This window comes from Shewanella subflava, from assembly GCF_025971955.1.
Lineage (GTDB): Bacteria > Pseudomonadota > Gammaproteobacteria > Enterobacterales > Shewanellaceae > Shewanella > Shewanella subflava.
The window spans coordinates 145,583-166,398 of the sequence record NZ_JAPDMX010000003.1; the positions used below are offsets into that span (position 1 = coordinate 145,583).

General features: G+C 42.9%; 33 protein-coding genes. 26 read left to right on the plus strand and 7 right to left on the minus strand.

The window, feature by feature from the left end; genetic code table 11:
* Positions 1 to 25 precede the first annotated feature (25 nt).
* Genes OHT75_RS02760 through OHT75_RS02770 form a run of 3 tightly spaced genes read right to left on the minus strand, consistent with a single transcriptional unit; the run spans position 26 to position 770 of the window.
* On the minus strand, positions 26 to 286 hold the full coding sequence (locus OHT75_RS02760) for a pyocin activator PrtN family protein (protein WP_264724890.1): 261 nt from the start codon (positions 284 to 286) through the stop codon (positions 26 to 28).
* On the minus strand, positions 283 to 450 hold the full coding sequence (locus OHT75_RS02765) for a hypothetical protein (RefSeq protein WP_264724892.1): 168 nt from the start codon (positions 448 to 450) through the stop codon (positions 283 to 285). The genes OHT75_RS02760 and OHT75_RS02765 overlap by 4 nt, the downstream gene beginning before the upstream one ends.
* Positions 447 to 770 carry a hypothetical protein gene (locus OHT75_RS02770; RefSeq protein ID WP_264724894.1) on the minus strand — a complete coding sequence of 108 codons (324 nt, stop codon included), beginning with the start codon at positions 768 to 770 and terminating at the stop codon, positions 447 to 449. Before OHT75_RS02770 ends, OHT75_RS02765 begins: the two co-directional genes overlap by 4 nt.
* Positions 771 to 921: 151 nt before the next feature.
* Between OHT75_RS02770 and OHT75_RS02775 the strand changes: the two genes are divergently transcribed.
* From OHT75_RS02775 to OHT75_RS02785, 3 genes are read left to right on the plus strand one after another with little or no spacing between them, the layout of a single operon-like run.
* On the plus strand, positions 922 to 1,083 hold the full coding sequence (locus OHT75_RS02775; protein WP_264724895.1) for a hypothetical protein: 162 nt from the start codon (positions 922 to 924) through the stop codon (positions 1,081 to 1,083).
* Between the two features lie 18 nt (positions 1,084 to 1,101).
* Positions 1,102 to 1,707 carry a hypothetical protein gene (locus OHT75_RS02780; protein ID WP_264724896.1) on the plus strand — a complete coding sequence of 202 codons (606 nt, stop codon included), beginning with the start codon at positions 1,102 to 1,104 and terminating at the stop codon, positions 1,705 to 1,707.
* A gap of 14 nt (positions 1,708 to 1,721) precedes the next feature.
* Positions 1,722 to 2,180, plus strand: a complete 459-nt coding sequence (locus OHT75_RS02785; protein ID WP_264724898.1) for a hypothetical protein — start codon at positions 1,722 to 1,724, stop codon at positions 2,178 to 2,180.
* Here OHT75_RS02785 and OHT75_RS02790 read toward each other — a convergent pair.
* Positions 2,175 to 2,861, minus strand: coding sequence for a helix-turn-helix transcriptional regulator (locus tag OHT75_RS02790; protein WP_264724900.1), 687 nt, complete (start codon positions 2,859 to 2,861; stop codon positions 2,175 to 2,177). The genes OHT75_RS02785 and OHT75_RS02790 overlap by 6 nt on opposite strands.
* A 104-nt stretch (positions 2,862 to 2,965) precedes the next feature.
* Here OHT75_RS02790 and OHT75_RS02795 point away from each other — a divergent pair, with 104 nt between their 5' ends.
* The 11 genes from OHT75_RS02795 (at position 2,966) to OHT75_RS02845 (ending at position 9,203) form a co-directional block, all read left to right on the plus strand.
* Entirely contained in the window at positions 2,966 to 3,151 is a 186-nt protein-coding gene (locus tag OHT75_RS02795) for a Cro/CI family transcriptional regulator (protein WP_264724901.1), read from the plus strand.
* 31 nt (positions 3,152 to 3,182) lie between these two features.
* Positions 3,183 to 3,776: a toxin YdaT domain-containing protein gene (locus OHT75_RS02800; protein WP_264724902.1), complete on the plus strand. Its 594-nt coding sequence runs from the start codon at positions 3,183 to 3,185 to the stop codon at positions 3,774 to 3,776.
* Between the two features lie 2 nt (positions 3,777 to 3,778).
* On the plus strand, positions 3,779 to 3,982 hold the full coding sequence (locus OHT75_RS02805) for a hypothetical protein (RefSeq protein WP_264724904.1): 204 nt from the start codon (positions 3,779 to 3,781) through the stop codon (positions 3,980 to 3,982).
* Position 3,983: 1 nt separating this feature from the next.
* Positions 3,984 to 4,178: a hypothetical protein gene (locus OHT75_RS02810; protein WP_264724905.1), complete on the plus strand. Its 195-nt coding sequence runs from the start codon at positions 3,984 to 3,986 to the stop codon at positions 4,176 to 4,178.
* Between the two features lie 130 nt (positions 4,179 to 4,308).
* Entirely contained in the window at positions 4,309 to 5,091 is a 783-nt protein-coding gene (locus OHT75_RS02815; RefSeq protein WP_264724907.1) for a helix-turn-helix domain-containing protein, read from the plus strand.
* The gene (locus OHT75_RS02820) at positions 5,088 to 5,831 is read left to right on the plus strand and encodes an ATP-binding protein (protein ID WP_264724908.1); all 744 of its coding nucleotides are present in this window, start codon (positions 5,088 to 5,090) and stop codon (positions 5,829 to 5,831) included. Before OHT75_RS02815 ends, OHT75_RS02820 begins: the two co-directional genes overlap by 4 nt.
* A complete protein-coding gene (locus OHT75_RS02825) occupies positions 5,821 to 6,042 on the plus strand; it encodes a hypothetical protein (protein WP_264724910.1) in 222 nt (73 codons plus the stop codon). The genes OHT75_RS02820 and OHT75_RS02825 overlap by 11 nt, the downstream gene beginning before the upstream one ends.
* A 2-nt stretch (positions 6,043 to 6,044) precedes the next feature.
* Positions 6,045 to 7,304: a tyrosine-type recombinase/integrase gene (locus OHT75_RS02830; protein WP_264724911.1), complete on the plus strand. Its 1,260-nt coding sequence runs from the start codon at positions 6,045 to 6,047 to the stop codon at positions 7,302 to 7,304.
* 27 nt (positions 7,305 to 7,331) lie between these two features.
* On the plus strand, positions 7,332 to 7,577 hold the full coding sequence (locus OHT75_RS02835; protein WP_264724912.1) for a helix-turn-helix domain-containing protein: 246 nt from the start codon (positions 7,332 to 7,334) through the stop codon (positions 7,575 to 7,577).
* Positions 7,564 to 7,929 (plus strand): hypothetical protein, encoded by a 366-nt coding sequence (locus OHT75_RS02840; protein WP_264724913.1) that lies wholly within the window; start codon positions 7,564 to 7,566, stop codon positions 7,927 to 7,929. Before OHT75_RS02835 ends, OHT75_RS02840 begins: the two co-directional genes overlap by 14 nt.
* 584 nt (positions 7,930 to 8,513) lie before the next feature.
* Positions 8,514 to 9,203, plus strand: a complete 690-nt coding sequence (locus OHT75_RS02845) for a helix-turn-helix domain-containing protein (protein ID WP_264724914.1) — start codon at positions 8,514 to 8,516, stop codon at positions 9,201 to 9,203.
* A 585-nt stretch (positions 9,204 to 9,788) separates the two neighbouring features.
* Here OHT75_RS02845 and OHT75_RS02850 read toward each other — a convergent pair.
* Genes OHT75_RS02850 through OHT75_RS02860 form a run of 3 tightly spaced genes read right to left on the minus strand, consistent with a single transcriptional unit; the run spans position 9,789 to position 11,419 of the window.
* Positions 9,789 to 9,992 (minus strand): retron Se72 family effector protein, encoded by a 204-nt coding sequence (locus OHT75_RS02850; protein ID WP_264724916.1) that lies wholly within the window; start codon positions 9,990 to 9,992, stop codon positions 9,789 to 9,791.
* A 2-nt stretch (positions 9,993 to 9,994) separates the two neighbouring features.
* The gene (locus OHT75_RS02855; RefSeq protein WP_264724917.1) at positions 9,995 to 11,179 is read right to left on the minus strand and encodes a reverse transcriptase family protein; all 1,185 of its coding nucleotides are present in this window, start codon (positions 11,177 to 11,179) and stop codon (positions 9,995 to 9,997) included.
* Positions 11,180 to 11,215: 36 nt separating this feature from the next.
* Positions 11,216 to 11,419, minus strand: a complete 204-nt coding sequence (locus tag OHT75_RS02860) for a hypothetical protein (protein ID WP_264724918.1) — start codon at positions 11,417 to 11,419, stop codon at positions 11,216 to 11,218.
* A 638-nt stretch (positions 11,420 to 12,057) separates the two neighbouring features.
* Between OHT75_RS02860 and OHT75_RS02865 the strand changes: the two genes are divergently transcribed.
* From OHT75_RS02865 to OHT75_RS02915, 12 genes are all read left to right on the plus strand, one after another.
* Complete coding sequence (locus OHT75_RS02865) at positions 12,058 to 12,399, plus strand: DUF4406 domain-containing protein (protein ID WP_264724919.1); 342 nt, start codon at positions 12,058 to 12,060, stop codon at positions 12,397 to 12,399.
* 152 nt (positions 12,400 to 12,551) lie between these two features.
* The gene (locus OHT75_RS02870; protein WP_264724920.1) at positions 12,552 to 13,043 is read left to right on the plus strand and encodes a lysozyme; all 492 of its coding nucleotides are present in this window, start codon (positions 12,552 to 12,554) and stop codon (positions 13,041 to 13,043) included.
* Entirely contained in the window at positions 13,021 to 13,479 is a 459-nt protein-coding gene (locus OHT75_RS02875) for a hypothetical protein (protein WP_264724921.1), read from the plus strand. The genes OHT75_RS02870 and OHT75_RS02875 overlap by 23 nt, the downstream gene beginning before the upstream one ends.
* Entirely contained in the window at positions 13,400 to 13,633 is a 234-nt protein-coding gene (gene lysC / locus OHT75_RS17995; protein WP_406681949.1) for an Rz1-like lysis system protein LysC, read from the plus strand. Before OHT75_RS02875 ends, lysC begins: the two co-directional genes overlap by 80 nt.
* Positions 13,617 to 13,868 carry a phage holin family protein gene (locus OHT75_RS02880; protein ID WP_264724922.1) on the plus strand — a complete coding sequence of 84 codons (252 nt, stop codon included), beginning with the start codon at positions 13,617 to 13,619 and terminating at the stop codon, positions 13,866 to 13,868. The genes lysC and OHT75_RS02880 overlap by 17 nt, the downstream gene beginning before the upstream one ends.
* Complete coding sequence (locus OHT75_RS02885) at positions 13,868 to 14,401, plus strand: terminase small subunit (RefSeq protein WP_264724923.1); 534 nt, start codon at positions 13,868 to 13,870, stop codon at positions 14,399 to 14,401. The genes OHT75_RS02880 and OHT75_RS02885 overlap by 1 nt, the downstream gene beginning before the upstream one ends.
* Positions 14,376 to 16,358, plus strand: a complete 1,983-nt coding sequence (locus OHT75_RS02890) for a phage terminase large subunit family protein (RefSeq protein WP_264724925.1) — start codon at positions 14,376 to 14,378, stop codon at positions 16,356 to 16,358. The genes OHT75_RS02885 and OHT75_RS02890 overlap by 26 nt, the downstream gene beginning before the upstream one ends.
* On the plus strand, positions 16,359 to 16,559 hold the full coding sequence (locus tag OHT75_RS02895) for a hypothetical protein (protein WP_264724926.1): 201 nt from the start codon (positions 16,359 to 16,361) through the stop codon (positions 16,557 to 16,559).
* A gap of 11 nt (positions 16,560 to 16,570) precedes the next feature.
* Positions 16,571 to 18,124: a phage portal protein gene (locus tag OHT75_RS02900; protein WP_264724928.1), complete on the plus strand. Its 1,554-nt coding sequence runs from the start codon at positions 16,571 to 16,573 to the stop codon at positions 18,122 to 18,124.
* Positions 18,051 to 20,120 (plus strand): ClpP-like prohead protease/major capsid protein fusion protein, encoded by a 2,070-nt coding sequence (locus OHT75_RS02905; protein ID WP_264724929.1) that lies wholly within the window; start codon positions 18,051 to 18,053, stop codon positions 20,118 to 20,120. The genes OHT75_RS02900 and OHT75_RS02905 overlap by 74 nt, the downstream gene beginning before the upstream one ends.
* A 77-nt stretch (positions 20,121 to 20,197) precedes the next feature.
* Complete coding sequence (locus OHT75_RS02910; protein WP_264724930.1) at positions 20,198 to 20,518, plus strand: DUF2190 family protein; 321 nt, start codon at positions 20,198 to 20,200, stop codon at positions 20,516 to 20,518.
* Positions 20,511 to 20,816: a hypothetical protein gene (locus OHT75_RS02915; protein WP_264724931.1), complete on the plus strand. Its 306-nt coding sequence runs from the start codon at positions 20,511 to 20,513 to the stop codon at positions 20,814 to 20,816. The genes OHT75_RS02910 and OHT75_RS02915 overlap by 8 nt, the downstream gene beginning before the upstream one ends.

Here is a 20,816-nt window from a genome sequence, read left to right on the forward strand (position 1 = left end):
TCGCCTCTATCTTCGATTAGTGCCGTTAAGCCGCTTTTGGGCTGTGAATATGGTCTTTTTTTGCTTGATCACGCAGGTTATCTAGGTGTTCGGCTAGGTCTGTTATGTTGATCATCCAAATGGCTTTATTGCTTTTTCCTGCTCTAAATGCCGGTATAGGAAACTTGCCTGCTTTGGCGTAGTTTTTGGCGGTTGGAGCGGATAGCCCAAAATACTCTTCACAGATATCGGTGATGGGTATCACCGCTTTGTTGAACTGGGCCATGAGTAAAAATGCTGTGTTCATGCTTTGTCCTTTACATCTTGATTGTTGCGGCGTTGCAGCTGCACTTTGGTGTTTTGCCAGCCTTCGATTAAGCGATTAAGGCAGGGGGCTTCGTGTGGCCAAGTGCGGATCATGTCTTTGCACTTGGCTATTTCACGGTCGCAATATTCAGTTGCGGCGCTCATACACTGGCCCTTAACTGAAATACCGTGCCGCTTTGGTGTAGTGGCGTGTTACGCCATAGGGTTATGCGGCCTGTGTTGTAGTTGTATCGCATGGCTAATTCGTTACCCAGTTCACCTGCTTGGTTTTCAAACTGCTTACTGAAAAGCTGGCTTGGGTTGCAGGTCATTAATTGGCGCTCAAGTTTGGCAATGCGCTGCTGTACGCGGGGGCATTCCATTGGGTCTTGTTTGGTGGTTAACAGGCAGGCAAAACGAACACTGGTTAAGTGGGCATGTTCGATGCGCTCTTTGTCTGTTGTTGGGGTGTTTGTCAGTATCATTTTGCCGTCCTCGGTTAATTGGGTATGACTAAAGGTTAAGATAACTATACTTTCGCGTCAAGATAAAAGGTAAAGATTTCTAAACTTTTTGTTTTTGCTGTTTTTAGTGGCTTTTGTGGGATAAATTAAAGTGCTAACTAAGGAGGGTTTAATGGCATTAATAAAGTGCGATGAGTGTGGTAACACAAAGAGTAGTACCGCTAAGGCTTATTTTTATTGTGGCAAAAGTCGTGATCATGTTTCATCAGGTGTTGCGTGGTTTGCTGTTGCTGGGGTGTTAGTGTTTTTTGGCGTGATGGGCGCAATAGGGTAATTGTCCAAGGAGTGGATTATGAGTGTTATTAAAAGGTTAAGGGATTTTGTTAGTACAGGTGAAATACTCACTATTATTTATCATGGTGGTACTAATCCAGGGGGGAAGCGCGAGGTTTTTCCTGTCCAAATCTTGCCTGGAGAAGAAAAGCTTAAAGCTAGATGTATTGATTCTGGTGATACCAAAGTGTTTATGATTGATAAAATATCAATCGTCGATGCTGATGGGGTTATCGATTTGGCCAAAAATGTTAGCCAGTCAACTTTATATGTAAATCTTGAACAGTTGCATACTGATGTTTTATCAAAATTTGATGATAATCAATTTCATGTTGATTTGGGAGATGATTATTTAAATATTCATAAGAAGTGGAAAAACGGGAAGCACCAAAAAGGCATTGTTATGTCTATATATTATAATGCTGAATATATTGACCATGTTTTTAGTTTTGAAACTGAAAAGATAGAGGAAGTTGCAAAAACGTATCAAAGGCCATGGCATATATGTGGTCGTAACTTTAATTCGAACTCGTTTAAAGATTTTAACAAAGCCGCTTATTACTTTATTGATCATATCGATAAGGCTATCACTGTTAAGAATATTCATGGTGAAGTAAAAGAATAATACAAGGACTGTATATGAAAGAAATTGATTTAATTCAAAAAATAGGTAGTAAACGTCGCGCGACTCGTAGTGTTGATTTAATAGCAAAGATTAAGATGGACCATCTAGACACTAATCATTGGGTATACCCGATTGGTTATGGTTTCAGGGATGCTATTGACATCAGATACGATGAAAGAGTTAAAGACAAAAAGAAGTATATGGTTTGGACTCAAGGTCCTATCATATCTTTTAAAGAAGGTGATTTTATCTGCAGTGGTTGTAAGTGTTTTGCGCTGCAGGTTGAGTTTGCCCAGCCAATGGGATGGAATGTAGAAAAAGATCTCATGTATTTAGGTAATGTGGTTTTTAAATTTTTTAAACAGAAAGCTGGTAAATTCGCCCTTTATTCAAAATATGAATGTGATCAAGTAGGGTTTCTAGCTTTATTGATTAATGGCAATCTCACTGGCTTTAAAAAGATGATTCTATAGCAATACCGAGTACCAAAACACTTTACCAATAATGGTGATGTGTTTTATATCTTCTGCTTCGTAGCGTTCATCTGGCCATTCGTCGGTGTTGAAACTGCGTAAGCGGATGCCTCCACCTGGTAGTTTGTATAAGGTTTTAACCCGTAACATGCCATCGTGATTAATGGCATACATTTTACCGTCAGTAATAGTGGTTTGTGAGGTGTCTACTCCAACAGTTGAGCCGTTAGGTAATACTGGCTCCATGCTATTACCGCTCACTCGAACGCAGGCGGCATGGGTTGGATCGACATTGGATTTGCGTAATGTTGATTTGGCAAAACGGAGTTTGGGGCCGTGATAGTGTGTCGCTTCGATTGCGCCGTGTCCTGCGGCTAATTCTACTTCCATGTAAAACGGGATCTCTACTTCATCGTCATTTAATGGGGTGCCGCTGTCCCACGTTTCCATTGGGCCAGCCCATTCTGCATTGCTGGTTGGTTTTGATTCACTTCCAAACAATAACCAGTCTGTTGTACAGCGAAGGTGTTTTGCTAAGTTATAAAGGTTTTCACCTTTTGGTGAGGTAGCCGAAGACTCCCATTGTGAAATGGTTGCTTTGGTTACACCTATCAACTTCGCAAGTTCAGGTTGCGTTAGCCTAATAAGCTTTCTACGCGCTTTAATTCTGTCATTCATCATAGTTTAGATAGCTTAACTAAACATTAGTTAAGAATCTGCTCCTTTTTATTGACAATGTGGTATAGTTTTCTTAACCTTGTGTTTGTTGAATATTCGGAGTTGTTATGAAAACGAAAGACGCAATTTTGCATTTTGGTTCTAAGAGTCTATTGGCGAAAAATTTAGGACTTACTAAAGGTGCAGTTTCTCAGTGGCCTGAAGATGTGCCTGAGCTACGGGCTTATCAGATTGAACGGCTAACTAAGGGCAAGTTGAAAGCGGATTTACCGCGCCTTCAGCAAGCCTGTTGATTTTACTTTATCTCACGTTGAGGGATTACACATGAAACAAAAATCACGTTTAGAGCTGTTAATGAAAGCCATTAATGCCTGGCTTGAACTACCCAAAGTCAGCCGTTCGGCAATGGCAACGGCTGTTGTGCAAGCGGTTGATGATTTAAAACTTGCCACAGTGCTGGCTAAAGAGGGGATTACGTTTACGTATTCCGATGATATTTACAATGATTCGCGTGTTAATGCACAAAAGATTTTTAGATGGCTTGGGCAGTACGCAGATCAAAACGCGGTACCTGAGCGGCTATTTTTTGTTGAACAGGCGTTATTGGCGGCGATGCCAGTTGATTTGCGCATTCGTTATTTAAACGATGTTTATAACATGGTTGGGGTCACTGTGGTGGTTGATCACGTTAGTGATGGGGTGTCGTTAAGCACTAATGATTTGGCTGCAACGCTAACAAAGGAAAATTGTGAGGCACAAATAGCGGTAATTCGATTAGGTGTAGAACCAACGCGCCATGAAATTGAGCAAGCTTACCGTGAATTACGTGAATCGCGCGGTACTACTCAGGCGGCTATGGATGTTTTTGAGCGTAGTTATCCGTATTTGTCGAATACTTCAATTCAGTCAGTTGGTTAGTGATGGCAGATAACGTTGATGATGCTAATGATTTGGTTTTGCTGCATTTAGCGGCTGAGCTGGCGAAAGCTAAACCCAGTTTACCACCGCTAACAGGCATTTGTTATTACTGTGATGCGTTAACTGATGAGCGCTTTTGTGATGCGGATTGTCGGGATGATTATGAGCGTGAGCAGCGCAAAATATTAATGCGTAAGCGAGGGTGATATGACTCAGTTAAGTGATAACAGTTTGATTGAAACTCCTGAAGAACGCGAAGCTTTTGAGTGCTTAGAACGTCAGCTACAAATTGATGCTCTGGCGGCGATTGCTAGAACAAGTATGACGATGAGTTGTACAGGTATTGCTGCCAAGTTATTTGATGCAGGTTGCCGTGTGGATTTAGCGCTAGTTAAAAAATAAGAAACCCCGCTTAAGTTTGGCGACTGAGCACGGGGTTAATACCTACAGAGAGAGGCAATTACATGTTACGCAAGCATTTGTGTTACGTCAATTTAGCGTTTGCTGAGTTGGTTTTATGGGGATTGCGCCCATGAGTATGGAATTGATGGTTAAGGCCATGAAGGCGAAGGTGGGTAATCCACTGCGCAAATTGGTTTTGTTGAAATTGGCTGATAATGCCAATGATCATGGCGAGTGTTGGCCGAGTTATGCGTACATTGCTGAGCAGTGTGAGATTACCCGCCGCAGTGTGATGCAGCATGTCAAAAAGCTTGAAGAAGCAGGCTTTTTAATGCGCGAGTATCGAAAAGGCGAAAAGGGTAATTCAAGTAATGTTTTTCATTTAAATTTTGATATAAAACCGGATTTACCTAGTGAATATCATTCACCAGCTAGTGAACGTAATTCACTACCCCCTAGTGAATCTGGTTCACCATCTAGTGAATCTAATTCACCACCCCTAGTGAATCTGGTTCACCCAGAACCAGTCACTTTAGAACCAGTCAATGAATCTTTAAAAGATTTATGTCCGAAATCATCATTCAAAAAATTTTTTATGTTGTACCCGAATCATCGAAAGGGTGGCTCTGACTCATCGGCTTGGAAAGCATGGAAGTCTGAAAATCTAACAGTCCAAGATTGTGAAGCAGCAATCAATTGGTTATTGCAAGCAGCTGAAAGAGATCCAAGCTGGGGAGTTACTGCTAATGGCCAGTATATTTTAGGTGTGACTAAGTTTATCCGCGAAAAAACATGGTTAACGCCCTTGCCGGTGAATAACAGCCCCCACAAAAGTTTACAAATTCCGATTTATAACGAACAGGTAAACGAGTATTCCGACTATGCCGACGATTTTTGTATGGAGATTTTATGATGCAAAACATGAATTCTGAATTATCAAAACTTTTAACACGTTTAAATGCTCCTGTTGGGATACAGCCTGCTAGTCGAGAGCATATTGCAGAGCTAAAACGTAAATCAGAAGTCGCTGCTTACAAAGAACATATTGCCAGAAAAACAAAAAAACTTTTGAATTTGACAGGTCTGAATACTCACTTTTTATCATGTCATTTTGATAATTACTATTGCGACCGCAGTGAACAATTTGATGCGGTTGAGAAGGCAAAACGCTATTGCGAAAAGTTTACTGAGTATTCAGCAGTCGCCAAAGGATTTTTATTTAGCGGCACTTCTGGTACGGGTAAGAATCACCTGGCTAGCGCTATGGTGAATGAGCTTGTTGCAAAGAATCATTTTGTTGTTTTGCTTAGTGTTATGGATTTGCTGGCCAAAGTGCGTGAAAGCTACAAAGACTCAGCAATTTCAGAAGAAAAATTAATGAATGATTTTCTAAGGCCTGATTTATTAATCATTGACGAACTTGGCTTGCAGCGTGGCAGCGTTGACGAAGTTTTATGGTTGACTCGAATCATTGATAAAAGGCTTTATGCACGTAAACCAACTTCATTCATCACAAACCTTAAAAAGTCAGAATTACAGGAGTTACTTGGCGAGCGAGCATATGGACGAATTTTAGAGTCAGTTGGCTTAGGTGTTCTATTTAATTGGCCGAGTTATCGTGTCAAACGAGCAGGAGGTTCTAATGAACAATAAACCATTAACTCAAAAAGAGCGTTTGTGTCGTGTTTTAAGCCAAGGGCGCTTTTTAACTTTGTTTGAAATTCAGCAGGAATGTTTTGAACGCTTTGGTGTGCATGATAGCGAGTGTGCGTTAAGTGCGCGTTGGCGTGAGTTACCTGATTCAAGTAAACAAAAAAGGCGCCGCGAGAAATGCCGTGCTTGGGAATATAGGTTGGTGGCGTAACTATGGCAAGGGCTGCATCAGGTGTAGAAGTCGGCAAGCTGAAAGATGCTGCCATTCGCAGGTGGTTACGTGGTGGTGTGATGCGTGATTTTCGTGATCCGCAATTTCCTGAAATTCGCTTACGAGCATTGGCTGGTCGTGAGCGGGCAAGTGTTTATCTTGTACTGAATGAGCGTGGCGTTACCCATTGGGAAAAGCTGGGCACATGGCCGAGCATGTGTATAAAAACTTTATGTGCTGATTTACCTAAGTTGTTGGCTAAGCGCAATGTGGGTGAGCAGGTGTGTGGCCAGTTTGTTTGCGTGGGTGATTTGTTGACTTGGTACGGTGAGCACATTGGCAGTAATACCACTTATAGCAAAAGTTGGCGCAGTAATATTAAGTCGATGATCAAGTGTCACCTTTTGCCTAGAATGGCTGATGTTCGTTTGGCTAATGTGACTTTTATTACTGTTGACGGTGGTTTGGTTAAGCCGATGTTGGTTGAGGGGTTTTCGCCTCAATACATTCGTGAAGCAGTGAATAAGCTAAAAGCGGTGTTTGCTGCGGCGTCAAAGCTGCGTTTGATTAGTGCTAATCCGTTAGCCGGTTATCGGGTGACATATTCAATTAAGGTGGGTGATGTGGTTGATACTCGGTTGTTTGAGTCTGATTTAGCTAAGTTGTTTACTCGCTTAAGTGAGGTGGCTATGCCTGTGCAGATGTTGTTTGTGTTGATGATGATGTTTGGTACCCGTATTAACGAAACGCGATTAGCTAGATGGGAACATTTTGCGGGTGATTATTGGGTGATACCTGCCAGTAATGCCAAGAATAACCAAGAACATCGTGTACCTATGACAGATTCAGCTAAGGCGCTGATTGAGCATTATAAACGTTGGCAGCTTAAGCATGTAGGTAAACGGGCGTATTTGTTCCCTGGCAATATTGGCGCTATTTCAATTCGCTCTGCTCATGATTGGCATACCCAGATTAGGTTTAAGCATTTCACTAGCCATGATTTACGCCGTTTGTTCAGAACCATTGTTGCTGACTTAGGTGTCGATACCATGATTGGTGAGCGATTGCTTAATCATGCCTTGCCTGTGTTGCTGCGTAAGTATGTTAAATCAACGCTAGATAAGGGTATGAGCCAAGCGTTAGACCAATACCATCAATATTTAATTTATCGTGGGTTTTCTTCTGTTGCGCCCGAGATATTGCCTAGATCGTCAGTCGAAGTTGGGAACGATCAAACCCTTACTGCAAGTGGGTGGCTGTGATGATCACCGCATCATTATTAGAAGAATATGCAATTAGAGGTTTTTGGGGGCGAAATGGTGTTACGCGGGTTTAATTTTTTGAAAACAGGTAGGCGTATTCGTGGGCTAACTCAAACAGAAGTGGCCGAGATTTATGGGGTAAGTGAACGAACTTACCAGCGTTGGGAGCGGGGGGATGTGGCGGTTTCCTTTGATGATGTATCGGCAATCTGCGACCAGGTATTTCGATTGGGTATTGATGAAATAAGGACGATGATTAATGGCGAAGATTAATGTGCAGCAGCTGCAGCATCAACAAGTGGCACTGAATATGAAAGCGTTACGCCATGGCCTAACTCGCTGGGGTAATTATTGGGCCCATCAAGAACGGGGCAAAGGCTTTGCTAACCGTAGCCAGTGCGACAAGTTAGGTGAGCCATTAGCTTTTGGTGGTGCAGTAGTTGAGATACGGCCACCCCGTGAAGTCAGGCAGTTTGATGTAATGATTGAGCGGTTAGCACCGCAATGTATACGGGCCATTAGAGCCCACTATGTATGCAAAGGGCAGTGGGCATTAATGGGGTTTGATAGTAAGAAGTCTTATGTGTATTGGTTAAGACGCGCAGAAATTGAAATAGTGGAGTGATAATAATCAAAGCTTTAAGTGCGAGCAGACTGTTTATGTGATCATTAGTACAGCATAATAAATTTAACTAAGGTAAATGGAAGATATTCGAGATTAGAATTAAACATCATTAGCATTTCAAGTCATAGAGTAAGTAACTCGTAAAGTGAAAAAATGGAGATTTTTAGTACAAAATACAACCTCGACGTGAACTAACTTAGTATTGCCATGAACTAACTGGTAATATAAATTCCATTAATTTAACTAATTAAAATATATATTTACAGGTTTTAACGACTCCTTACTCTCTAGAAAGACTTTCTGTCGAACAATCGACATCCTTTAGATACATCTTCATTATGGTTCTATTGAAAACAATTGAAGGTTAAGATTATGTCGGTAATTATGGGTTATCTAGATGCATTTATGACACTATTAGAAAGGCTTGCTAAAATTCATAAGGAATTGATTCTTTTGATTTTTGTTTTTTTTTCTGATATTTAGGGAAAATGGGTTTGAGATTATAAGTATGATTATAGGAAAATTATAAAATGCCAAGCTTGCTTTGGGTAAAGATGCCCTCTTCTTGGATTAGGGATGGTGGATTGAGTAGGCATTTTAGTTCACGGATTGAGAAATTTGTTTCAGGCGAAATAGCAGCTTTAAAAATATACATATGCATATGTTTGTATAGTGATCGGAAGATGATCACTATACCTCTAACTGAATATAATCATAAGCTTGGTTTACGCCCTATGAGAGAAAGAGAGTTTATTGGTTCTCATTTAACGTATGATCAATTATCTGATTATTGTTCTTTAAGTCGTGTGTTAGTAAGCAGAGGAATACAAAAGCTGATTTCTAGCGGATTGATAAAGAAGGAAGGGAGTAGAAAGAAGATTATATACGAAATTAATAACCTAAAAAGTGCCGGATGGTGCAAGCTTCCATGCAGAGGTTTAGTTGGAACCGATGGGGTTATCTTTTCATTTAAAGGATTGAAAAACCGCTATCAGTCAGAGAGGGATGCTTTAAAAATATTTTTATATTTACTATCTATTAGGTCTAATAGTGAAAGTAAAGTTACTGTTTCTAGAGGTAAAATATCTATTGCAACAGGAATTAGCGTATATGAAATTGACTCATCAATTGGTGTTTTAAGAGCCGTAGAGTTATTAGAAGATGTTAAAAGTCTCGGTTTTTTAATGAGTTCTAGCAATAGGCAACAAGAAAGTGATAGATACGCGAGTTACCTTGTTAAAGGTGCTATGAGCTTGAATCTTGGTAATAAATAAATGGGTCCTTCTTGCTCGGTGCACTGCGGGGGCGGAGAAGCGCAGTGCTTCACTACATATGAAAATTTTAGAGGGTTGTGTTGTTGTTTTATCGCTTTTAACTCTGCAACTCAATTTTACCTAAAAACTAAATACATTAAGTGATTAAATTAATGGGTTTTCCCCTACATGTGTTGATGTACATTTCCACTCATCTTTTGATCAACTTAAACCGCAACTTTTGATCGCCTAAATATTTGTGTCCATAGCTTTAGTTTGCTGCTAAATATTTTGTGTCAGTCGTAAGTTAGTGTTTGATGATGGTGACTCACTTTTTGGACTAGCCTTGCCTAGAACTTCTCTTGCTAAAAATCGAGCTTTAGAACTTGCTGAAACTGTTGGTCAACCATAGTGCAAGTGTTTGATTAAAAAATATAACGAGTTGCTGCGTTAGGATAAATTACTCGTTGCACTCCTAATTTTCCAGTGCGTAAAGCGATGAACTAAGTGTAACCATTATTTGTATACCAAGATCTGCACCAACTTGCATAATGAAGAACCTGGGAACAGAGAGTGTGTAATGAATCATGACTGGGGCTATTCTGTTTATTCTATTAATATGTTGCGTGCCCGTAGACCTTTTGGCTCTTTCGATATTTCAAATTTAACTTTTGTACCTATTGCAATCAGGATTGTATCGTCAGCAAAATCATCGATTGAAAAATAAACATCTTTACCTTTCTCTCTACGAATAAAACCAAAACATTTAAAGTCGTCATAGGTGTTTATAAAGCCAGTATCACTAGTCATTCTTAGCCCCAAAATTCATCGATGGTCATTACTGATGAGTAATGTTTTTTCAAAGAGTTCCGTAAATTTTTTGCTAGCACCTTATTTGTTCTAGCCAAAATTCCGAGTTTATAAATTATTAAATTATATTTTTTTATTACTCCCCATTTTGTATGAAAATTAACAGGAACTTTTAAAGCTGCGTTAACGCTCCTAACTAGCTTATCTTTGCTCTCTTGGTCATATTCAGGGAGGATGTTAGATAAACGTGCCCGATAATTAATAGCTTGAGAGTGGTTTAGCCTGCTTAACTTAGCCACTAATCCTGACGTTTTGTTCCATAATGAGTGAAATGTGTCGCTCGTTTTAGATACAGCCGCAAGCTTTTCACACTCAAATACAAGTTGACGTACATACTTGACATCTTTTTTTCTCATTTGAGGTTTTTTGGGCTGAACCCAAAGTCCAGTTACCTCAAACTCTTTATGCATTTCTGAGCGGTCAGTTATTTTGGTTTTATTACTTTTTAGGGATAATTTGCTTTTTTTAAGCATCGCCGCGACTTTTTTAATTATCTTAGTGGCTGATTCATTGTCTATTGTTTTTTGAGAGGAAATTGTTATGTCATCTAGTAATCTAGTGTATCGAATCGACTTCCCCCTTAATGAGCTTACAAGTTTATATTCTGAATTAAAAAAAACTAGGTTGGCTAAATAACTAGAGGTACAACCTCCTTGGGGTAGGCTTCCATTGTAAGTTGTTATTTTTGTGAGCAATTCAACTACATCGTCATTAAATCTAAAAAAATACTTAAAAATATCACTTACAACTCCGGCCTTTATATTAGGGTAAAAATTTTTTACATCTAAGTTTATTAATGTTTGGCTGTGTCCGTGTTGGGAGGCGTTTTCTACGTAATCTCGCTTAATTAATGGTGTTGCTTTGATACCACCATGTAAGTATGGTGGGAATATTACTTGCTCAAAAATTCTTGAGTTAATTCGTCTTTGAATTTTTTTTAATTCATGTTTTGGATCAACAACTTTTCGAACTTTTCCTGTAATAGGGTGCTCTGGTAAGTCATAGCTTGTATAGGAGGTGTTTACTTTAGATGCTATTTCAATTAGTTTTTTTCTGTGTACACCTAACGTTGAGGCAAGAACGTCAATGGAACCAATTGGTTTACAGGGATATAGCGGCTTGTCCATAAGTAACCATAAGTTTTGATTAAGAGAAGTCAGCTGTTATAAATATTTTGATAAGACATCAAGAAAAAATGATGCAATACCGGTAAATAAATTAACAGCCAAAGGGAGGTAGTCTAAAACTAGTCCTTTCCACCCCTTTGGGCTCTGGTCATCTTGCTTTTCAGAAGATTCATAATTAGCTTTAACTACGAGTTCTGTGTTTTCAGTTTTTCTTGTGTAACTAATGTCGATTTTAAACATTGTATAGTCCTTATAGGTTGTTAGCGGATTGCTTGCCAGACCAATAAAAACGTTTACAGAAATCTTAGTAATGACCGTTGAGCCGACTTCCCGAATCAGTGCCAGACAACCGTCGCATTAAATTCGTGCAATAATGGTGCGAAATTTAACACCGCTTATAGAACGAATTATGAGCGCGGATGCGGGTCAAGAACCAATAATATGAATTAGAGGTTCGCTCGATTGAGCGTCGTTTTTCTGCTTGTTACACAATGAAAACAATAAGCAAATAGGCGAATATCACCTACATATTTAGATTATAATTTAAATTTGTTTTTGTAAACAAATAGTTCTTTCACTTCAACATATTGGCTCTTGAATGAGTAAAAAATAAACGCAAGCAAATCACTTAACCGATAACTTTCTAAAGGATGTCCAAACATTCTTATTTTACATATCACGAAAAACCAAACGCCTCAACGCCATATGTGGCGTAAAACACGACAGATGTGTCGTGTTTTGCTCCCTAAAAACGGGGTATATTTATGTAAGCTTGATACAACTGCGTAACTGGCTTTGCTTCCTCTCTCATTTTTATCCCGTTATGGGCTCCTTACCTTGGAGCCCATTTTTTTTGCTCGCATTTACCTGGTGAAAACATGATCCGTAAAAAGGTGTATATCGCAGGGCCAATGTCTGGTTTGCCTGATTGCAATCGCCACGCCTTTAACTTGGCAGCGCAAGTGCAAAAGTCACTAACGCATGTTGTGCTAAACCCTGCCACGTTACCAGCGGGTTTGTCTGAACCAGAATACATGCAGATTGGATTAACCATGTTGATGTGCGCTGACATGATTTATCTATTGGATGGTTGGGAGCAATCACACGGAGCGAGGGCTGAACATGCATTAGCGCAAAAGCTTGGCTTACACATTGTTTACCAGGAGGGCATTGATCATGAAATAGCATTAATTGGTTTGGTGGGTGAAGAACACTTTTAACCGCCAGCGTGAAGGCTCGCACGTTTAATCACATTGAGCCGTTCGCCCTGCAGCGTAGTCAGCGAAAAGTGGCCTAGCTTGAAAAGTAACGGCATGACGTAGCTCGGGTTTGCGCCCCGTTAATGCATCAGTAGCTTTAAAGAGAAAATACTATGAACATCAAATCACGATTAATGGCAATGGGCTTCACCGGCGCAGTGCTTATAGGTGGTGTGCTGGTTGTTAACAGTGAAGGCGAGGTACATGCCACGTATGTTGACCCCGCAGGGATCATCACCGCTTGTTTTGGGCACACCAACCCACAACTTAAAAATGGTATGTCGTTCACCGAACAGCAGTGCCTAGATTTACTTGCAGATGATTTATCAAAGTTCGACAAAGAGTTAGACAGACTTTCACCGCCATTGTCTCAAGGTGAGCATGCTGCTTACCTAAGTTTTATTTATAACGTTGGCACCAAAGCCTTTGCTGATTCAACCTTGCGGCAAAAATTATTAGCCGATGATCGCCATGGTGCATGCAACGAGTTACCCCGCTGGGTATATGCCAATGGTAAAAAGTTACCGGGACTCATTAACCGCCGCATGAAAGAGCGGCGTATTTGTATAAAGGATCTACCCTATGCTAACGAGTTTAAAAGATAGCGTGAACAGTGCGCTAGGGGTTGCGGTGATATTGGTATTTGCATTAATGGTGGGCGTGATCATCACAGGCAAAATCAGTCTTGAAAGCCTTAAAGCCAATAATGCCTCTTTACGTGCCGACATAGTGCAGCTCAACGCCAACGAACAACAGCTAACCCGCAATAACGACATTAAAGACCAGCAGCTGAAAAAACTTGAACAAGATTACAAAATCATCATTGATTTAAATACCCAAAACCGCAAGCGGCTGGCCGCATTAAAAGCCACTCACGAAAGCCGTACTAAACAAGCCAATCTCATTAAGGACTCAAGTGATGAACCGACAAAAGATTGGGCTAACGCTTTGTTGCCTGCTGATGCTGTGCAGCTGCTCCAGCAAACCCGTTGTGAAAGTGGTGACGCAAACCAACACGATTTATGTTTTACCCCCCCTTGAATGGATTGAACCTTGCGAACCGCCAACGTTTATTGGCAACACCAATTTAGACTTATTGAATTATTCACTCACTCAAACCCACACCCTAGACGTTTGCAATGCCAACATGCAACGGCTTAAACAATGGCGACAACAGCATGACGATAACCACTGAGCTAGGAGCGCAAAAGTTGACAGCAGGAGCCTCTTACTTCGCATCGTTTTTTACCTTTATCGGTGGCGCATTAACCGTTGATGCCATCGCTATCTTAGTCGGTATGGCACTCGCACTTTTGACATTTCTAATTAACTGGGTGTATCAGTCAAAACGTAATAGTCGAGAGCATGCATTATTTGTGCAAAAGCAAGCTCTTATTCAAAAGCAGATGGAAAAATTAGAGACTAGCTAATGGCACGTATTCCTACACCCGAAGCCGAGCCAGTGCTGCTGAACAAAACCGACCTTTGTAAAAGCTTGGGCATTAGTACTCAGGCATTCGACAAGTGGGACGTACCCATACACAGCAAAAAAGGCCGTGAGTGTTTGTACACCATGAGCGACGTGGTCGGTAATCGGGTAGCGAATGAGCGCAAAAAACACATCAGCAAACCGTTAGATGATGAAGACGAAAAACCCAATATTGACTATGAACGTTACCGCTTAACCAAAGCCCAAGCAGACGGCCAAGAGCTGAAAAACGAAAAAGATCGCAAAGAAGTGGTTGAAGTTGAGTTTTGCTCGTTTGTGCTCAGTCGTATTGCAGCACAAATATCGCCAGTGCTTGACCAAATACACATACGAGTAAAACGTAAATTCCCCGACATGCCAGAGCGCACCATAGACGCTATTCGCGCTGAGGTGATTAAAAGCCAAAACACCGCCGCGCAGCTGGCCAACGGCATTGAGGATTTATTAGATGAGTATATCAGCAGCACAGATTAACAATCTGACAGCCGCTGTATCTGCTGGTCTTAAATCGTTTTACCGTCCACCCGTTTTAACCTGCAGTGAATACGCCGACACGCATTTTTATATGTCGTCGGAATCGTCCTACACCGAAGGTAAATGGGAAAGTTTACCGTTTCAAATCGGCATTTTAAATGCCATGGGTAACGACCAAATTACCACGCTGAACATCATGAAGTCAGCGCGTGTGGGTTACACCAAAATGCTGATGGCCAATGCTGGTTACAAGATAGAACACAAAAAACGCAACGTGCTGATATACCAGCCGCGTGACGGTGCCGCCAAAACGTTTATGAAAAAACACGTTGAAACGGCAATACGCGACATGCCGATTTGGAAAGCGCTAGCGCCGTGGATTGGCCGCAAACACAAAGACAGCACATTAGAAGATAAAGTATTTTCAAACGGTAAAACCTTAATGGTACGTGGTGGTACCGCCGCGGCTAACTACCGTGAAATTTCAACCGATGATGTTATTTACGATGAACTCGCAGGTTTTGACGAGTCCATTGAACATGAAGGTAACGCAACATCATTAGGTGACACCCGTGTTGAGCTGTCGATGTTTCCTAAATCGATTCGTGGATCTACACCAAAAATTCTCGGCACCTGCCAAATTGAAAAGGCCTGTAGCGAAAGCCAGTACCAATTTCGGTTTAACTTGCCTTGCCCACACTGTGATGAATTACAGCACTTAAAGTGGGGCGGCAAAACCGAGCCCTTTGGCATTAAATGGCAAGGTAGCGACCCAAGCACCGCGTATTACGTGTGCGAACACTGCGGTTGCTGCATTGAAAACAATCAACTGCACGACATGGAGCTGCACCCCAATGCTGTGTGGGTATGCGAAAAAACGGGCGTGACTACCCCCGACTTTATTTCGTTTTTTGATAAAGAGGGAAACGACTTTTTAACCCCCGAAAATATCTCAATTTATATCTGGTCGGCATACAACACACTGAACAGCTGGGCCAAGTTAGTTACCGAGTTTTACAAAGCTAAAGGCGATAAAGAAAAGCTGCAAACCTTTGTTAACACCAAGCTAGGCCAGCCGTGGGACAACGACAACGGCGAACGCATCGAGTGGGAAGATTTAAGCCGCAGGCGTGAGATGTACCCCAACGGCAATATGCCTGATTGGGTGGTGTACTTAACCGCAGGAGTTGACACCCAAGACGACCGTTACGAAGGCCGTGTTTGGGGCTGGGGCGCGGGTAAAGAATGCGCCTTAATCGATAGGTTTATTTTGTACGGGGACCCAGCAAGCCAAGTGCTACTTGATAAAGTCGCGCTGCGCTTAAACCAAAGCTACACCCGCAATGACGGCATAGTGCTGAGCATTGGTACTATCGCGTGGGACTCTGGCGGTCACTACACCGACACGGTTTACTCAATGAGTAAAAAGCTGGGTTTGTTCCGTGTTGTACCCGTTAAGGGCGCCAACATGTACGGCAAACCGATTGCTAATTTTCCCCGAAAACGAAACAACAAAGGTGTGTACCTAACCGAGGTGGGTACCGACAACGCCAAAGAGTTGATCATGGCCATGATGCGCACTCAACCCAGTGTAGATATTCGTACACCTGGTGCAATTCATTTGCCGCTAAACGACAACATTTGTGATGACACCGAACTGCAACAGTTAACGTCTGAACGCAAAATGCCAACAAGGCGAGATGGTCGCATTGTGTACCGATGGGACGCAGGCGGCAGACGAAACGAGGCCCTCGACTGTTTCGTTTATGCCTTGGCTGCGCTGTATATCGCCATTGACCGATTCGGCATCAATCTCGATGCGCTCAGTAAAGTGATAACAAAAAACACCGAAACCGATTCAGAACCCGTTGAACCCCCACAACCGAAAAAGCCAAAGCAAAGCCAGCAAAACAACTGGCTCAATGGTGGCTCAGCTAAATCAGGAGGCTGGTTGTAAATGTCAAAACAACAAGCGGCAGAGATGGTCGCACTGTATATCGAAGCCGAAAAAGACGTACTGGCGGGTAAAACCGTCAGCGTTAACGGCAAAATGATGACCAGTGAAGACCTAGAGCAAATTCGCAAAGGCCGCATTGAATGGCAGCGCACCTTAAGCATGTACACCCGCCCACGGGGTACCACACTCGCCCGATTTTAACAGGAAACAATATGAGCATTATCAACGATGCAATATCGTTTATATCCCCTAAGTGGGCGCTAAATCGACAAGCCGCGGCAATGAGTTATCGCAACCTTAAAGGTTATGAAGCTGCCAGCCCAAGCCGAACCCATAAAGCGAAAAAGGAAGGCCGAGGCGCTAACCAAGCGGTATTTGCTGCGGGTAAAAGTTTGCGTGAACAAGCCCGTTGGTTAGACGAAAACCACGACTTAAGCATTGGTATTTTAGACCGTTTAGAAGAGCGGGTAATTGGCGCCCAAGGCATAGTGGTCGAGCCTCAGCCTCGCAGCATCAGCGGTGAAATACTCGATGACTTAGCCAATGATATTCAGCGCCGTTTTGCTGCATGGTCATTAAAACCCGATGTAACTGGGCGCTACACACGGCCAGAACTTGAACGTTTAGTGCTGCGAACCGCACTGCGTGATGGTGAAGTATTCGGCCAACAAATTCGCGGCAAAGTGCCCAAGTTTGGCCACCCAAACCCGCAAGGGACCCAATACAGCATTGAGGCATTAGAGCCTGATTACATACCGTTTGAACTAAACGATGTTTCAAGCCGAGTGCGCCAAGGGTTTGAGGTTAACGGTTGGGGGCAGGTGGTGAATTACCATGTGTTGTTTGATCACCCCGCAGACCAAATCGGTTTTCGCTATAAAACCAAAGCGATCCCCGCCAGTAACATGTTGCACTTAGGCATATTTAAGCGCCTGCACCAGTTACGCGGGATCAGTATTTTTCACGGCATTTTAACTCGCCTTGGTGACATTAAAGACTATGAAGAATCTGAACGGGTAGCCGCTCGAATTGCTGCAGCGTTAGCGTTTTACATTAAACGCGGTGACTCCAGCATGTTTACGCCAGCCCAAGGCGAAAGCCAAAGCCGCGAAATTAACATTGCACCTGGTATGACGTTCGACGACCTCGCACCGGGTGAAGATGTTGGCATGATTGAGTCAAACCGACCCAACGTGCATTTGGTTGATTTTCGTAACGGCCAATTAAAAGCCTGTGCCGCTGGGACACGCAGCAGTTATTCAAGCATTGCCCGTGACTATCAAGGCAGTTACTCAAGCCAACGCCAAGAGCTAGTTGAGCAAGACGAATCAAACCGCATTATGCAGCAATGGTTTTGTGCTGGTTGGGCAAGGCCTGCGTTTCGTAACTGGCTGCAAATGGAGTTAATGAACAAGCAAGACCCATTAACTCTGCCGCCTGACTTAGACATGCGCACGTTATTTGATGCGGTGTATTACGGTCCCACCATGCCATGGATTGACCCACGCAAAGAATCCCAAGGCTGGGAAATGATGATAGCCGGTAATGCCGCAACCGAGGCTGACTGGGCGCGTGCCCGTGGCCGTAACCCAAGTGAAGTGAAGCGCCAGCGTGAGCGTGAAGTGAAACACAATCGTGAAAACGACATGGTGACACCGAATGATCCAGTGCCACAAAACGGAGAAAACCCAAGTGAAAAAAACACAACTGGCGCTGGCCGCCGCAATGATAATGCCAAGCGCATCAGTGAGCTTGACCGAGAGTAAAGAAAAACGCGGTACCTACAGCATGAAAGGTGCAGCCAATGGCGTGGTCGAATTGATTCTATATGGCGATGTTGGTTGGGACTTTACCGCCAAACAAATCGCCACAGACCTACGCGCTATGGGCAAAGTGTCGCAGATTAAAGCTTACATTCAATCGGGTGGCGGCGATGTGATGGACGGCATGGCTATTTATAACATCCTCGCTCGCTGGCCTTGTCAAAAGTCGATTTGCATTGAGTCAGTAGCAGCATCAATGGCCAGTGTGATTTGCATGGCATTCGACACTGTGATTATGCCGTCAAATGCCTTTTTGATGATCCACAGTAATTGGGGCGGTGCAGTAGGTACTGCTGAAGATTTACGTGAATACGCAGACTTGCTCGATAAGTGGCGCTCAAGTATGGGCAAGGCTTATCAAGATAAAGCCGGTGGCAAGTTAAGTGACGAACAACTTGCGAAATTTTTCAAAGAAGATACTTGGTTGTCTGCACAAGAAGCGGTTGATCTTGGGCTAGCAGATGAAGTGATAGAACCGATGCAAATGGCTGCATCAATTAATTTTAAACGACTGAAGGACTTTAATAATATGCCTAAAGCATTACAAACCCTGCTAGCACAACAGGGCAATATCGGTGCTACCAACACACCTGCGCCAGCAGCTACTATTAGCCCAGCGTCAGCAGCATCGGTACCAGTACCGACTGCACCGTCGCAAGCGGATATTCAAGCCGCTGCAATTACCTTTAACGCTGAGCGTATTAGCGGTATTAATGCCGCGTTCGCCACATTCCCGCAATTGGCTGAACTTAAAAACAGCTGCATTGCTGATGCAACCATCAATGCAGACAAAGCCAAAGATATGATTTTGGCTAAGCTGGGCGAAGGGACAACCCCTGCCGCAGCACAACCCAACAGCGTGATCATTCATGCTGGCAACGGTAACATTGTGGGTGATTCAATTCGCGCACATGTAATGAGCCGTGCGGGTCATGCACAAATTGAAAAAGATAATGCTTATACCAGTTATAACCTAAAAGAGCTTGCCAGAGCGTCATTGGCAGATCGCGGTATTGGTATTGCAGGGCTAAACCAAATGCAAATGGTCGGCTTAGCCTTTACGCATAGCTCATCAGATTTTGGCAACATTCTTTTAGATGTAGCTAATAAGTCAGTGTTAAAAGGTTGGGAACAGGCCAATGAAACCTTCGAGCGCTTTACACGTAAAGGTCAGCTAAGTGACTTTAAAGTGTCTAAACGTGTAGGGCTTGAAGAGTTTGGTAGCTTGCGCCAAGTACGTGAAGGTGCTGAATACAAGTACGTCACATTAGGTGACAAGGGTGCAGATATTGCGCTAGCCACTTATGGTGAAATCTTCTCCATCACTCGTCAAGCGATTATCAATGATGACATGAATATGTTGTCTATGATCCCGATGAAAATGGGCGCAGCCGCTAAAGCCACCATTGGTGATTTAGTGTTTGCCATTTTAACGGGTAACCCGAAAATGGCTGACGGTAAAACCTTGTTCCATGCCGATCATGGCAACTTAGGCTCTGGTGCTCCGAGTGCTGAAGTACTAGGAGTGTTGGCTGAATTAATGGAAAGCCAAACCACAGGGGGCAAAGACCCCCGCGCATTAAATATCATGCCTGAATTTGTGTTATGTCCACCAAACCTCAAGCGCACATTAACGCAGATCATCAAGTCCAGCTCAGTTAAAGGTGCTGATGTGAATGCAGGCATTGCTAACCCAGTTCAAGACTTTGCTGAAGTGATTTCTGAAGCTCGTCTGAAAGCGGATAGCGACAAGGCTTATTATCTAGCCGCTGGCCAAGGTAACGACACGATTGAAGTGGCTTACCTTGACGGTATCGACACGCCATATATTGAGCAGCAACAAGGTTTTACCTCAGATGGTATTGCAACCAAAGTGCGTATCGATGCGGGCGTTGCACCGCTTGACCACCGTGGTTTGGTTAAATCAACGGGTGTGTAACGCCAACACAAATAAGCCGCTAGCGAATGTTAGCGGTTTTTTTACGCTTAAAATTTAAGTAATCAGGAATAATCCTTATGAAAAACTGTGTAGCAGATGGTAATACCATCGATTTTACCGCCACGGCAGATGTGGCAAGTGGTGCGCCTGTGTTACTAGGCAAAGTGTTGGCAGTGTCACTTGGCAATGTTGTCACTGGTGAAGTGGGTGTTGGTGTAACTGAAGGTGTATTTGAACTGCCTAAAGTTACCGCAGATGACATCACCCAAGGCGGTCAAGTGTATATCAAGGCCGATGGCATGATCACATCAACGGCATCAGGTAATACCTTAGCCGGTAAAGCATGGGCTGATGCGCCTAACCCAAGCGACACCGTATGGGTAAAAGTGAATGCCTAGCGTTAACGAACGCATAAGCGCCAAGCTTACCCGTGCGTTCATCAAACTGGCACAGCCGTGCCAGTTTATCCCTCATTCTGGCCAAGCTGCCTTTAGCCGTAGTGTAAACCTGCCGCCAACCGAAAAAGACCGCAGTAACGAATACGTGCTAGAACCAGTCAACATTGCCGAGTTTCTTCTCAGTGAAGGCAAGGTGCAATGTGATGATCTATTTGAGCTGAACGGTAACCAATATCGGCTGACTCAACACAATGGGTCAGACGAAATCTGTGTCAGTTTTGTGTATGTGAGTTATTAG